The organism is Paenibacillus phoenicis, assembly GCF_034718895.1.
GTDB classification, from domain to species: Bacteria; Bacillota; Bacilli; order Paenibacillales; family Paenibacillaceae; genus Fontibacillus; species Fontibacillus phoenicis.
On record NZ_JAYERP010000001.1, the window covers coordinates 1945756 to 1958328 of the forward strand.

Genomic DNA, 12573 nt, shown 5'->3' on the forward strand with positions numbered 1-12573 from the left:
CAAGTTGTGAATCTTCAGTTCCACAGGAGGAATGAACGTTGAGTTATGCAATTGGTATCGACATCGGGGGCACGAAGACGGCCATCGGGTTGATTGGCACGGACGGTGAAGTGCGGACGAAGGTATCGCTGCCAACCGATCAGACGGTGGGGCCAGAGGTGATGGTCGACCGGATGGCCGCTGCAATCCAAGATATCCTCACCGCCCAAGGCATCGCAGAGTCCGAGCTTTTAGGCATCGGCGTTGGAGCTCCCGGCCCATTAAACACGAAGGAAGGGAAAATCGCCGAACCGCCGAATTTGCGGGGCTGGTGGAACTTCCCGATCGTCGACTCACTGAAGCGCTACTTCAGTCTGCCGATTCGGCTGGAGAACGACGCTACCGCTGCGGCCCTTGCGGAAAAATGGCTTGGCGCTGCCAAGGATGCCGAGCACTTCGTATTCATCACGATCAGCACGGGCATCGGCGCCGGGATCTACTCCCACGGCAAGCTCATCACTGGAGCAAGCGGGAATGCCGGCGATGTCGGCCATATCGTCGTGGATCCATCCGTTGGTACCTGCGTGTGCGGGCAGAAGGGCTGCTGGGAATTTGTCGCCTCCGGCACCGCGGTCGCAAGACAAGCCTCTGAGCTGCTTGGCCGTGAGGTTTCTTCTAAAGAAGCTTTTGATTTGGCGGCGGCTGGGCAACCTGTGATTCAGGAGCTTGTAGCCAAAGTCTTCGAAAATATCGGCGTTGGCTGTGTCACCTTAATTAATACGTTTGATCCGGAGAAGCTGGTCATCGGCGGCGGCGTCTCCCAGGTTGGCGATCCGTTGTTTAACGCGGTGCGCGACTACGTGTCCAAGTATGCGCTGAACCCTTCGGGACGGCAAACCCCTATCGTTCCCGCCGCGCTTCATCAGGACGCCGGCTTGATCGGCGCCGCTGCCTTAATCCATATTCCATACTGATCTATAGAGACAAAAGGAGTCCGATAACGATGAATGAACCGATTTTTTTGCAGCCGATTTTCCAAGAACGCATTTGGGGCGGCACCAAGCTAAGAGATTTGTTTGGCTATGACATCCCGAATGACCATACCGGCGAATGCTGGGCCGTATCCGCTCACCCGAACGGACAGAGCGTAGTGAAGAACGGACCGTACCAAGGCATGAAGCTGGGGGAATTGTGGACCTCCCATCCGGAGCTGTTCCGTTCCTCGTCCAAGGTGTTCCCGCTGCTGACGAAAATTCTCGACGCCTCCGACGACCTGTCGGTACAGGTGCATCCAGATGACGAGTACGCCGGCAAACACGAGAACGGGGAGCTGGGCAAAACCGAATGCTGGTACATCGTAGATGCCGAACCCGGTGCTGTAATCATTTACGGACATGAAGCCAAAACAAAAGAAGAGCTCGTCTCGATGATCGAAAACGGCGAGTGGGATCGCTTCCTGACGAAAGTGCCGGTTAAACCGGGTGACTTCTTCTATGTTCCAAGCGGAACGCTGCACGCGCTGGGTAAAGGGATCGTCGTGCTCGAAACGCAACAGAGCTCGGATACCACCTACCGGGTATACGACTATGATCGCCGCGACAAAGACGGTAACACCCGTGAGCTCCATCTGGAGAAAGCGATCGACGTGACTACCGTTCCGCAAGCGTATGAACCCATTTCTTATGAAACCACGGTACGCGGCGGCCTGACGGTCACTTCCTTCGTCTCCAATTCCTTCTTTACCGTGGAAAAATGGAACGTCTCCGGCGAAGAAACCGAGGTTGCGGCAAACGAGAAATATACGATCTTCAGCGTGCTTTCCGGCAGCGGGAAGCTGACGGCAGGCGGACAAAGCTACGATCTGGTCAAAGGCGAGCACTTCATCTTGCCAGCGGGCTTTGGCCCTTACCGCTTAAGCGGGGAGCTCGAAATGATCATGTCCCACGAATAATTTCATGCAAAAAAGGACGGAAGCGCTCATCGATCACGATGGTGGCTTCCGTCCTTTTTACCTATCGCTTCCTTCTAAATTAAGCATGAACATACCGATCGTTTAAAATCCGCATATGGTGCTCCGCATGCCCGGCGATGTTATAGGCGATGGCACGGGCAGTGGCCGGATAATCGGCTACGTTCCCCATGTGGGCCCATGCTTCGTCATCCAGCTGACGAACCAGCGCCAACGTGGATTCCCTTACGATCTCGAAGCCCTTTACGATCTCCTCAATCGACTGACGGTCAAACCCGGCATGACGGGCGAACAATTCCTCGTCGAAGCCTGGAAGCGGCGTCGTATCGCCGCGTGCGATCCGCAGCATACGGTATTGCATTACCCGTTCCGTATCCGCGAGATGGCCGATGACTTCCTTAACGCTCCATTTTCCTTCGGCATACCGGTAGTTTGCTTGCTCTTCACGAATACCTGCCCACTTCTCTCGGAGCCGCTTCGGCTGCTCCTCCAGAAACTGAGCCAACTCCCCCTCAGGCGCCATCTGAATGTAAGGTTCAAAATGCGGTGCGTATTCCCCTGTCTGCGGTCGAATCAACATCTCCAACATTCCTCCTTCATGAACGTAACCAACCCTACTCCTCGTCTTCCCACACTTCATCCATTAAAGCGCGGATATGACGGCTTCTCTCTTCCGTTTCCCGCAGGTTGGGAACCCATTTCGTGCCGTTCCATTCCACGACATCTCCCGGTTTGACCTTGGGATCCACCTGGGAACGCGGGACATGACGGAGCTTCCCGTCCGATTCCAAGATGCATAAATCGCCCTCAAAGCCTTCCACGATGTGGCTCATCTCCATCCTACCTTTCCGTTCGTGATTCGGTAGCCCTCGCCGTCGCTGGCGAATTCCACCGTACCTTGAAGATCGTTGCGATAGACCTCTACCTGCTGCTTGGACAGCCGATCCAGGATCGTCTTTGTAGGATGTCCGTAAGAATTTTCTCCCACCTGGATCACCGCGTATTTTGGCTTCACTGCGTTCAAAAACTTGGCCGTTGTTGAAGATTTCGAGCCATGGTGCCCTACCAGCAGAACGTCGGCGCGCAAATTCACTCCGGATTCTAGCATTGCCCGCTCGCTTTCCGATTCGGCATCCCCGGTTAACAGAAAAGAAGTGCGGCCATACGTCACCTTCACAACGGCGCTCATGTTGTTATTGTCGTCGGTTACGGTCACCGGGGCGATCATACTCACCTTCACCTGCTCGTCCCAGCCCAGCTCCAGACCTGCTTTGGCGGTCTTCACCTTCAACCCTTTGCCCCGAATGGAGTTCAGCAGGGACTCATACGTCTTCGTATTGGACTGGATCCTCGGCATATAGATTTCGCCGATGTCCAAACGATCGATCACCCGGTCCAGCCCGCCGATGTGATCCGCATCCGGATGCGTCCCAATCACAACATCCAAGCGGTCCACTCCATAAGACCGAAGGTAGTCCAGCATTGCCTGCTCCCGGTCATTGTTACCGGCATCAATCAGCATCGTATGCCCGGAAGGGCTGATCAGCAGCTGTGAGGCCCCTTGTCCCACATCCAGAAAAATCACGCGAAGCTGACCGTCTCCTTCCACTTCGGAAGCAACGGAGGTGTTCTCCGCCAGCCGTCCCGCGACTTCTTCCCAGTTCGCCGGGCTGCAGCCTGTAAGAAGTATGCTTAACCACACCAAAAATACGCCAACAACTGCCCAACATGTCTTCTGCCTAATCATTGATGTTAATCCTTCCCAGAACATTTGTTCTAATTATAGAGGATGATCCAGCCTAAAATCAATCAAAATTAAGTAAATTGTGCAAATAAAAATTAGCTCACCTATAAAAAAGGAGCCTGCCTTCTCAAAGGCAGACTCTAGTCAATCATGTTCTATCTTATTTCACCGAAACGCTGATAGATACCTTCTTGCCGCCATACTCGGCTTTGATGGAAGCGGAGCCCTTGGCGATCGCCTGAATCTGACCAGCCGACACTTTAGCAACGTTCGCCTTGGAGGTGGTCCATTTCGCGCTGCCCGTTACCGTGGCGACTTTGCCGTTATCGTAGGTTGCCGTAAGAACGAGGGTTTTGGCCGCACCAGGAGCCAGCTGCAGCTTCTTCTCGCTAACCTCCAGCTTCACCAGCTTCGGAACCACGTTCACTTTTACAGTAACGACATTGCCTTGGTAAGAACCGGTTAACGTCGCGGTCCCCTCAGCGACAGCCTTCACCGAAGAGGACGACACCGTAGCGACGTTCACATCGGAGGAGACCCAGCCCATTTTGGAGGACAGGGTGACTTTCTTGCCGTCTGCATAATACCCCGTCACCTTGATCGATTTCGATTTCTTGATGTTAAGATCGATCGTTTGCGGCTCTACAACAATCTTGGTGATTTTCGGTTCAATGGAGACCGATACATTGATGGTCTTATTCTCGAAAGTTCCTTTCAGCGTGGCCGAGCCTTTGCTGAGACCTTTCAGCTTCTTCCCGTCCGCTGTCGACTTCAGCACTGCATTGGAGCCGGTAACGGTCCATTCCACGCCGGCCGGGTTCGTTTGCTCCACGCCGTTCTCATAGACCACCGTGATTTCCGGCAGCGCATTTTCCTCGCCGATGACGAGGTCCATTGAAGTTTGCGTGGCAAGCAGAGTCAGAACCTTTTCCTTTACATTAACTTTAACCTTCACTTCGGTTCCGCGAATTGGGAAGTCCGCGTTCGGAGTCAGTCCTGTTCCGGCTTCCGTGAGTTTCCCGGTCAACGTAACTTCAGCAGAAACTACCGAGTCATCCAGATACTTCGTTATGATCTTTCCATCCTCTACTACAGCGATATCCTCTTGGCTCGAAGTCCAAGTGATGGCATCGCTGAGATCGATGGATTCTCCGTCCAGCTTCGCACCGGTCACCTTCGGCAAGCTCGCCGATCCTCCAACATAGACATCCAGTTGCTCTTTCTCGACTTTGAGCTCGGTCACCGTAGGAAGTACCGTGACTTTGAAGCTCTTGCTCACGCCTTGATAGCTGGCTTTAATCGTAGTTGATCCCGCCACTTTGGCCGTAACAACACCGGTGTCACTTACAGTAGCAACTAATTTATTGGAAGAAGTCCATTCGGCGTCATCGCTGACGTCTTGGGTTTCGTTTGCTTTCACTCTCACCCCGGCCTCCACCGCCAGCGTTTCCCCGATAAACATCGTCTGATCGCCGGACGGGGTGAGCAGGATCGCTTCATACGGAGCTCGTACATAAATGTCGACTTTGGCTTGCTCGCCGTAATAGGTTGCCGTAATCGTCGCTTTCCCCGTCGATACGATCTTAACCGTTCCGTCTTCTACCGTAGCTACACTGGTATCCGAAGAACTCCAGGTCGCTTTTTCCGTAACGTCGTTTGTCGTATCCGGGTTGCTCTTCAGCACCGTTTTAACCTTAAGCTCCACTTCCTTATCGGCCATGATCAGCTCAAGGTCTTCTTTTTCCTTAATCTCCGTGTCGGTCGTTCCAACCGTCTTGTATAATTTCAAGCCGGAGTACGGCGACGTCACCTTCGCTTTGAAAGAAGCCGTCAGGCCGGCATATTTAGCCGTAATCGTCGCTTCCCCTGTACCGGTTAACGTAATTTTCCCCTTCTCAATGGTCAGTACACTCGCATTGGAGGAAGTCCAATCCGCCTCTTCCGTGACATCCTTAGGTTCAATGGACTCGTTGTCCACCTTCGCCTTGGCGGTAACAGTCAGATCGGATTCAGGAGTGTCCAGACTATATTTTCCGTCTAATTTGTAGTCCAATGTTAATGCGGTGTAGGTGTCTGTAACTTTAATCGTAATGGACGAAACCGACCCGACTTCGGTAGTTGGGTTTTTATATTCCGCCGTGATGATCGCAGTACCGCTCTTCAGCGCAGTGACTAAACCGCCGGCACTAACCTTGGCTACGGTATCATCTCCGGACGTCCAAGTTACGGTAGAGGTCACATCCTTGGTGCCGCCTCCTTCCAAGCCAGCAGTTACTTTAAGCTGCTTGGTTTTACCAACGCCGAGTTCAACGGTCGTACCTGCTCCATCAATATTAATCTCCTTGATGTCCCCGGTTGCTGCAAATGCGCCCGTTGGAGCAAGCACCGAAAGGAGGAGCGTCAAGACGAGCATCCAATACGTCATCTTCCTGTTAGCAATCATTGATTCCTCTCCTTTGTTCTCATTGCTAATGTACCGGAACCTTTTTCCAGTCCTCTCCCATTTTATATCGACATTTAGTAGATATTTCGTAACGTTTTTCATCAAAATAATCCATTTGTCCTATAAAAAATAGAGCGCATTCGTCAATCGAATGCACTCTACCTTAATTAGATGCCGAGGACCGGGCTCGAACCGGTACGGTAGTCACCTACCGCAGGATTTTAAGTCCTGTGCGTCTGCCAATTCCGCCACCCCGGCTTGTTCAAAAATTCCGTATTTATGATTATATACAGAATTTCAATCAATATCAACCCAAAATTCAAGCCGCCTTTATCCGATAAACTATTCAGTTAGGAAATATGGTAAGTTAAGGTTAGTAGTGCGGAAGATCGGCTCGAATTTCAGGAAAGGTGAGGTTAGCATTCATGCACGAATTGAAGATGGCGGTTACGCTGGGCCATCAAGTGGTCATCCAACTGCATGACGGACAAATGATGACCGGACTGCCGAAGTGGGGTTCAGCGCCCGACAAAGTACATCTGCGCACAACAGAAGGGGCCGTCTGGGTTAAGCTCGACGAAATCCAACACGTGACGCGAATTATTCCATTTGGAAAATCTTTTTAATTAAATCTGCAACCTTTTCCAAAACCCTTGTCTAGGCCAGAGAAAGCTTTGCTGCCGCAGGGTCCTTTAAAGATGTAAATCATTGACCACTAGCCAAGGCGTTCAGCTGATCGTCAACCTGCTGGGGTTAAAGTCCGAAGCTCCTGTGAACGCGAGCGATTATTTTGTTCTTGTCAAGAATGATGCCTGGTATGCCCCTGCGTTCTCGATTGCTCAAAATAACGGGTTTGATCTTGACGCCAACGTGAATCCGGACAAGCCTATGACGCGCGAGGAGTTTACCCATCAGCTGATTTTGGGGATGGAGAAACATGGCGATTTGCCGATGATCAATATTGACGGAGACCATCTCACCGTTTCTTATCAAGGTACGGTTCAACTTGCGCTCGTGCTCGGGATCGCCACGCTGGATGCGAACAATCAATTCCATCCGGGAGATCTGATACCCGCGCTGAAGCTGCTCTCTTGACCTACAATGCGGCGGAATACTTGGCCGCACACCCTGCTCCGTTTCCGTCTCCGGACAGCAAGTAATCGCCTATTTGATAAACTTGGAAGGACCGCCTCGTGCGGTCCTTTTTTGATTTCCGTAAAACCTTAAATTTTAATAAAATTCACTGAATCGACAGATTTTTGCAATTTATTTCAGAATTTAGGGAGGATTTACAAAAACGGACATCGAAAATATAATTACCGCTTGAATTTGGTGCAGAAATGTGACAGTTTACGGAAGATGTTTAGCCGCTCACCAGTCGAAAGCGGACGGATGGCATTGATACCTGGACCTAGGAGTTGTTCGCCATGGAACTCATCCTGAAAATTGAAGAGCTCCGGATGGAATTAAACCATCTCGCCCGAAGTAAACGTCTTGCCGATCGAGAAATGATCATGGTCAGTCAGCAACTAGACAAATTGCTGAATGAGTACCATCGATTGATGATCCAGAAGCAAGTCAAATGATCTGAGGGGGCCGTGGCAACGGCTCCTTTCTTCTGCCCAGAAACTGGAACTTTCGATAAAGATCACTCGTATTTTCTACTATAATAAATAATAATGTTCGCGCACAGGAGGAGGAAGTTCTATCATTCAGCGACCAAAGATTGTCCATGACGGCAAAGAGCTTGGGCAAGCTTTTTTTCACCTCATGATTTGGAGAGGCTTGAATCTTATTACCCTTGGAAAAGTCTCGTTTATTCGCAAAAAAATTGCCTACTATAAAACGCTCAATAGGAATCTTCGAAACCTTGATTTTAATTGAATCATAACCACCCGTTGGACGGGTGGTTTGCTATATTTCGATCAAATCTTTCCTCACTTGATTATAGATCTCTTTCCGTCTATACTTCGGGGTGAACACGATATGGTATTTGCACATCCACTTCGTGTGAGCTAAACTATAGCTCTTGTTTGCCATCTAAGACCATTCCTTTCTTGAATTGAGCCTGAACATCTCAATTTTTTGGAAATGGTCTTGTTGGTCAAACCTTCGTTCCCTCCACCCGCATAGCGGGTGGTTTTTTGTTTCGCACGCTTCGCGTACTCAACTGGCTAAAGCCGTAATAAAAGAGCCTGCGGGGTTCGCAGACTCATGGTATAATATGGCTTGTACAACTGAACTTGGGTGGGAAGTATCGCCTCCGGATCGGAGGTGATGCCAATGAATTTTTCGTTATCAGAAGTGATTATGCTCGGGATGTTTCTTCTCGCACTACTCACCTATCTGAATAAACGAAAATAACCCGCCCAGGTTAGCGCCGAGGGAACGGGTTATTTTCAGCTTGTTCTGGAGGTTTCCCACCCAAGTGTTGTACAGGGAGTCGGCTGGCACCGGCTCCTATTTCTATTTTTATCTTAACATATCGTATCATATACCTCAATTACATGTGATACGAAAATGGAGCAGCACAAGTGCTTTTTAACATTTCGTTTCACCGTCCTTCTAACTCAATTCTACGAGCATCCAAGGCTTCTTTAGCCATCACCGAAAAATTACTTTGATTATTGTGGATTGTCAACAGTAAATCAGACAACTTTATTAAGGGCTTCTTGACGATACTGAACAGGTGTCAGGTATCCCAGTGTTCCGTGAATCCGATGCTTGTTGAACCAGTTGATGTAATCGTACAGTTCCACCTCTAGATGAAGAAGGCTGTGGAAGCTCATCTGGTTAATGAACTCCGTTTTCATAATTTTATAGGTAGCTTCAGCCACGGCATTGTCATAGGGACAGCCTTTCATGCTGAGAGATCGACCGATTTTAAAGGTCTCCAATAGCTCGTCCATCTTTTCGTTTTTAAACTCACTACCGCGGTCCGTATGAAACCACTGGATTTGACGCAGATCACCTTGTACGGTAGAGAAGGCACGGGAAATCAGAGCCGCATCCTTGTTTGGGCCCGCACTATGCCCGATGATTTCTCGATTGAACAAGTCGATCAGCACACAAATGTAATGCCACTTGTTTTGAACCTTTACATACGTTAGATCGCTAACGACGAAGCGCTTTGCTTCTGTCTGCTCAAACTCACGAGCCAGCACATTTGCCGTCTTTGCTTCATTGGAGGCCGCTTTGTGGGGCTTATACTGAGCGATCGTGTAGGTGGAGACCAACCCCTGCTCCTTCATAATGCGGCCAATGCGACGTCTAGATACAACTATTCCTTGTTCCTTTAGCTTGGCTTTAATCTTGCGCGTGCCGTAGGCTTTGCGGTTCTTGTGGAAGATCTCCACAATCGTTTCTGTTAGTTCATCTTCCTTCGCTCGTTCCTTTGCTTCATAGTAGAACGTACTCTTTGCAATTTGTAGGACGTCGCACATTGCTGATACCGAGTATTTATCACGGTTGTTCTGGATGATAGCTACTTTCGTCCCATGATCAGCGCGGCTTGCTTTAAAATATCGTTCTCCATCTTAAGTCGTTGAATCTCTTTACGTAAAGTGATGAGTTCATTTTCTTCGAAAGAGCGATTGTCCTTCTCCTTGAAGGAGCCTGTGGTCTGGGCTTGCTTGATCCAGCGGTCTAAAGCAGACGCAGTGAGGTCATATTCCTCCACAATCGCTGCGCGGGATTTCCCGTTTTCATAGAGCTGCACCATTTGCTTTTTGAACTCGGTTGTAAACGTGCGTCGTGGTTGTTTAGGCATTGTTGAGATCCGCTCCTTAACATGATAGGTCTATTCTACAAGCCCTTATTTTTATTGTCCAACTAAGTGTAGCCGATCCATTGTCAAAAATGGAATACAGGAATTTAAAATCATCAAGATTCATTTCTCTAAGTATTCGCTCCCACCACTTTTCAAATTACATGATCGAGGCCGACTAACCCCCAAATCAACAGATCAATTATCGGACAACTCTATCAATACCAAACAAAGCAAAAACCCCTTGCGTAGCAAGGGGTTTCGCACTTATGGGCCCTACAGGACTCGAACCTGTGACCAATCGGTTATGAGCCGACCGCTCTAACCAACTGAGCTTGTGGAATCGTATTTCTTAGTATTTCTATGTTTTGTTACTTCGATTTATACAGCGTTTTTTCGTATATAGTTTTTCTCGATTTCAGAATTTATGTTAGCAAATCCGTTGCTATGAACGTTTTTGTCAAGCCCTCGGTTTTAAATCTGCCTGAGCACGTGGCGCGAGAGCAAAAATGCGAGCGACGGTCGGCACGCTGCTATCCGTGGGTTGGTTACCACATGTTATGCCTTCGTCAGGGAGAGCCCTTGCAAGCTAGAAACGCACGTTCAGTTTCTTTCAAAACCTAGTGCAAACGGACTACGCAAATTCTCTCCTGAACCTTCGTTTGCTCCCGGGCCTCGTGCTCCGGCGTGAGCTTGTCAAGCGTCTTCCTTGACAAGCGGTGGGGTACAATTCAACACTTTTCCAAATCCTCATCGAAGATGAGGAACGCCACACGGCGAGTGTGGGGGTGCAGGGGGCAACGTCCCCTGCGTCCTTCATCGTCCAAAGGCGTTAGGAGGCTGCTGGCTGCTCCACGGTTCGAGCAACCGCCCATATGAACCCAATCAATTCCCGGGCCACCGCACCGACGGCCACATTCTTGTGCTTGTTCTTTCCAAACACAAGATGACGGTATTTGTAATGCAATCTTTCTTGCGCCTTCCAGGATAACAGCTGTACGTCGGCGGGCATACCATCTAATCGCTTAGCGAGATCCCCTTTTACGGCAGGACGGTGACGGTAACTCCAAGCGGACTCCACCAAAGTCCGTCGTAAGCGGCCATTTCCGGCTTTGGTCATGCTGCCGCGTCGAGTACTTAGGCCCGTGGAATACTCACGAGGGACCAGTCCCAAGTACGCCATCAGTTGCGCAGGGGAGCGAAAACGCGCAAAGGTTCCGATTTCAGCCGCAAGGGTAATGGCTGTAAGCAATCCAATCCCCCGTAGGGACTGAAGAGCTTGGATCAGAGAAGCCTTAGAACCGGTCGCAGCTTGCTGGACCAGTGCTTTTTCTAGGCGCCCCATGCGTTGCTCGATCTCATCCAAAGTATGAAGCATTTCGCTGAATGCCACGTGCATGGACTCATACGGGAACGTAAGCTGCCCTAACCAGACGCGATACTTCTTGGTCCAGCGACGCTTTATGGTGGCGGGTGGTTCAATCTGGTGACGAAGCAGGAATTTCAAGATCCGCTGACGAGCCCGGTGGGCATCTTCCTTGGCAGCTTCACGGGCGCGAACCAATTCCCGTAGAGCCTCATCTTCCCGTTCGGGGACGTAAACGGGAGTGAGCTCTCCTGCACGATACAAACGCGCGAGTTGCTCGGCATCCCGTCGATCTGTTTTCACTTGGTCGCCGGGGCGTTTGGGAATGAGCGATGGAGCAATGACGACACAGTGGGCCCCCATGGAGGTGATCCAGCGATAGGTTTCGTAACCTGTGGGTCCTGCCTCGTAGCAAAACGATAGCGTTTCGGCCGCTCCCAGCTCTTTGATAAGCTTGCGTAACGCTGCCGGTGTGTGGGGAATGGTTCCGTAATAGCGTGGAGCTTCCCCGCTCACATCTGCAATCGCAACCGAAATTTTTTCTTTGGATACATCTAAACCGACGAATTTTGTGGTAGACTGCATAGTATCAGCTCTCCTTTGCTATGTAGCTCTGAAATGGTTTGGGTTAATCACTATCCATTTTAACCTACGAGATGTAGCAATTTGGAGGGCTGTCTTTGTTTTACGTTCATCTTAGCTAGCAAATTAACATCAATTTCAGGTTCATCTAACGGATAAAACTGTAACTTGCCAGCGTTATGGACCTATGTACCCGTGAGATCGTGGGCTGGCGTTTGAATGACCGAATGACAACCGATCTTGTTCTGGACGCTCTGAAAGATGCCTATGTGGCTAAAAGGCCTAAAAAAGGGCTCATTCATCATTCGGATCGAGGGAGCCAATATGCGTCCCACGAGTACAGAGAACAACTCAAAACTTACAAAATGACAGCCACATGAGCCGTAAAGGCAATTTCTACGACAATGCTTGTATTGAATCTTTTCACAGCATCCTCAAGAAGGAGTTGATTTACTGCAAGCGATTTAAGACGAAGCAGCAAGCCTATGACCAGATCTACCGTTACATTGAATTCTTCTACAACCGAAAACGGATCCATGGTTCACTCGGCTATTTGTCGCCGGTTCGCTTTGCTGCGCAATTTAATAAGAGAAGAGTTGCTTAAAAGGGTGTCCACTTTCTTGACAGTGGTCCATTTATTCTCCTTAAACTCCGACACTAAGACGCAATACAAAAGCACTATCTAGCATTATTTCTTTTAATTTCCATTAAATATATTGACAGT

Annotated in this window: 11 protein-coding genes, 2 tRNA genes and 2 pseudogenes; 6 read left to right on the forward strand and 9 right to left on the reverse strand. The window is 49.7% G+C overall.

Annotation, left to right across the window (positions count from 1 at the left end; translation table 11 throughout):
* Nucleotides 1–38 precede the first annotated feature (38 nt).
* Together U9M73_RS09240 and manA are read left to right on the forward strand one after the other, a co-directional pair.
* Nucleotides 39–953, forward strand: a complete 915-nt coding sequence (locus U9M73_RS09240; RefSeq protein WP_009225659.1) for an ROK family protein — start codon at nucleotides 39–41, stop codon at nucleotides 951–953.
* A 29-nt stretch (nucleotides 954–982) separates the two neighbouring features.
* A complete protein-coding gene (gene manA, locus U9M73_RS09245) occupies nucleotides 983–1930 on the forward strand; it encodes a mannose-6-phosphate isomerase, class I (RefSeq protein ID WP_323076935.1) in 948 nt (315 codons plus the stop codon).
* A gap of 79 nt (nucleotides 1931–2009) precedes the next feature.
* Here the strand turns inward: manA and U9M73_RS09250 are convergent, their stop codons facing one another.
* The 5 genes from U9M73_RS09250 to U9M73_RS09270 all read right to left on the reverse strand — a co-directional run bounded on the left by U9M73_RS09250 (nucleotide 2010) and on the right by U9M73_RS09270 (nucleotide 6393).
* Nucleotides 2010–2528, reverse strand: a complete 519-nt coding sequence (locus tag U9M73_RS09250) for a DinB family protein (RefSeq protein WP_323076937.1) — start codon at nucleotides 2526–2528, stop codon at nucleotides 2010–2012.
* 34 nt (nucleotides 2529–2562) lie between these two features.
* Complete coding sequence (locus U9M73_RS09255) at nucleotides 2563–2781, reverse strand: DUF3006 domain-containing protein (protein WP_260071952.1); 219 nt, start codon at nucleotides 2779–2781, stop codon at nucleotides 2563–2565.
* Nucleotides 2778–3695 carry a ComEC/Rec2 family competence protein gene (locus U9M73_RS09260; RefSeq protein WP_323076941.1) on the reverse strand — a complete coding sequence of 306 codons (918 nt, stop codon included), beginning with the start codon at nucleotides 3693–3695 and terminating at the stop codon, nucleotides 2778–2780. The genes U9M73_RS09255 and U9M73_RS09260 overlap by 4 nt, the downstream gene beginning before the upstream one ends.
* Nucleotides 3696–3852: 157 nt before the next feature.
* Nucleotides 3853–6135 (reverse strand): Ig-like domain-containing protein, encoded by a 2283-nt coding sequence (locus U9M73_RS09265; protein ID WP_323076943.1) that lies wholly within the window; start codon nucleotides 6133–6135, stop codon nucleotides 3853–3855.
* A gap of 172 nt (nucleotides 6136–6307) precedes the next feature.
* Nucleotides 6308–6393: transfer RNA gene (locus U9M73_RS09270), tRNA-Leu, on the reverse strand.
* 167 nt (nucleotides 6394–6560) lie between these two features.
* Here U9M73_RS09270 and U9M73_RS09275 point away from each other — a divergent pair.
* The 3 genes from U9M73_RS09275 to U9M73_RS09285 all read left to right on the forward strand — a co-directional run bounded on the left by U9M73_RS09275 (nucleotide 6561) and on the right by U9M73_RS09285 (nucleotide 7721).
* Nucleotides 6561–6761, forward strand: coding sequence for a hypothetical protein (locus U9M73_RS09275; protein ID WP_036645641.1), 201 nt, complete (start codon nucleotides 6561–6563; stop codon nucleotides 6759–6761).
* 82 nt (nucleotides 6762–6843) lie between these two features.
* Nucleotides 6844–7230, forward strand: coding sequence for a hypothetical protein (locus U9M73_RS09280; protein WP_323076944.1), 387 nt, complete (start codon nucleotides 6844–6846; stop codon nucleotides 7228–7230).
* Nucleotides 7231–7562: 332 nt separating this feature from the next.
* A complete protein-coding gene (locus U9M73_RS09285) occupies nucleotides 7563–7721 on the forward strand; it encodes an aspartyl-phosphate phosphatase Spo0E family protein (RefSeq protein ID WP_323076946.1) in 159 nt (52 codons plus the stop codon).
* Between the two features lie 331 nt (nucleotides 7722–8052).
* Here U9M73_RS09285 and U9M73_RS09290 read toward each other — a convergent pair.
* The 4 genes and pseudogenes from U9M73_RS09290 to U9M73_RS09305 all read right to left on the reverse strand — a co-directional run.
* Nucleotides 8053–8175, reverse strand: a pseudogene (locus U9M73_RS09290) (transposase); the annotation flags it as partial.
* Between the two features lie 608 nt (nucleotides 8176–8783).
* Nucleotides 8784–9904 (reverse strand): IS3 family transposase gene (locus U9M73_RS09295; RefSeq protein WP_157274695.1). Its coding sequence is split into 2 segments (ribosomal slippage): nucleotides 8784–9655 and nucleotides 9655–9904, totalling 1122 coding nucleotides; the frame shifts between segments, so codons are not numbered across the junction.
* Between the two features lie 267 nt (nucleotides 9905–10171).
* Nucleotides 10172–10237 (reverse strand) — tRNA-Met (locus tag U9M73_RS09300).
* 496 nt (nucleotides 10238–10733) lie between these two features.
* Nucleotides 10734–11852, reverse strand: a complete 1119-nt coding sequence (locus U9M73_RS09305) for an IS110 family RNA-guided transposase (RefSeq protein ID WP_323076132.1) — start codon at nucleotides 11850–11852, stop codon at nucleotides 10734–10736.
* 164 nt (nucleotides 11853–12016) lie between these two features.
* Here U9M73_RS09305 and U9M73_RS22260 point away from each other — a divergent pair.
* A pseudogene (locus U9M73_RS22260) lies at nucleotides 12017–12453 on the forward strand (IS3 family transposase); the annotation flags it as partial.
* Between the last annotated feature and the right edge of the window lie 120 nt (nucleotides 12454–12573).

Excerpts from the sequence above, each read along its gene's own strand:
- U9M73_RS09250 (WP_323076937.1), bottom strand. The coding sequence starts at position 2,528 with ATGTTGATTCGACCGCAGACAGGGGAATACGCACCGCATTTTGAACCT.
- U9M73_RS09255 (WP_260071952.1), bottom strand. The coding sequence starts at position 2,781 with ATGAGCCACATCGTGGAAGGCTTTGAGGGCGATTTATGCATCTTGGAA.
- U9M73_RS09265 (WP_323076943.1), bottom strand. The coding sequence starts at position 6,135 with ATGATTGCTAACAGGAAGATGACGTATTGGATGCTCGTCTTGACGCTC.
- U9M73_RS09285 (WP_323076946.1), top strand. The coding sequence starts at position 7,563 with ATGGAACTCATCCTGAAAATTGAAGAGCTCCGGATGGAATTAAACCAT.
- U9M73_RS09260 (WP_323076941.1), bottom strand. The coding sequence starts at position 3,695 with ATGATTAGGCAGAAGACATGTTGGGCAGTTGTTGGCGTATTTTTGGTG.
- manA (WP_323076935.1), top strand. The coding sequence starts at position 983 with ATGAATGAACCGATTTTTTTGCAGCCGATTTTCCAAGAACGCATTTGG.
- U9M73_RS09305 (WP_323076132.1), bottom strand. The coding sequence starts at position 11,852 with ATGCAGTCTACCACAAAATTCGTCGGTTTAGATGTATCCAAAGAAAAA.
- U9M73_RS09275 (WP_036645641.1), top strand. The coding sequence starts at position 6,561 with ATGCACGAATTGAAGATGGCGGTTACGCTGGGCCATCAAGTGGTCATC.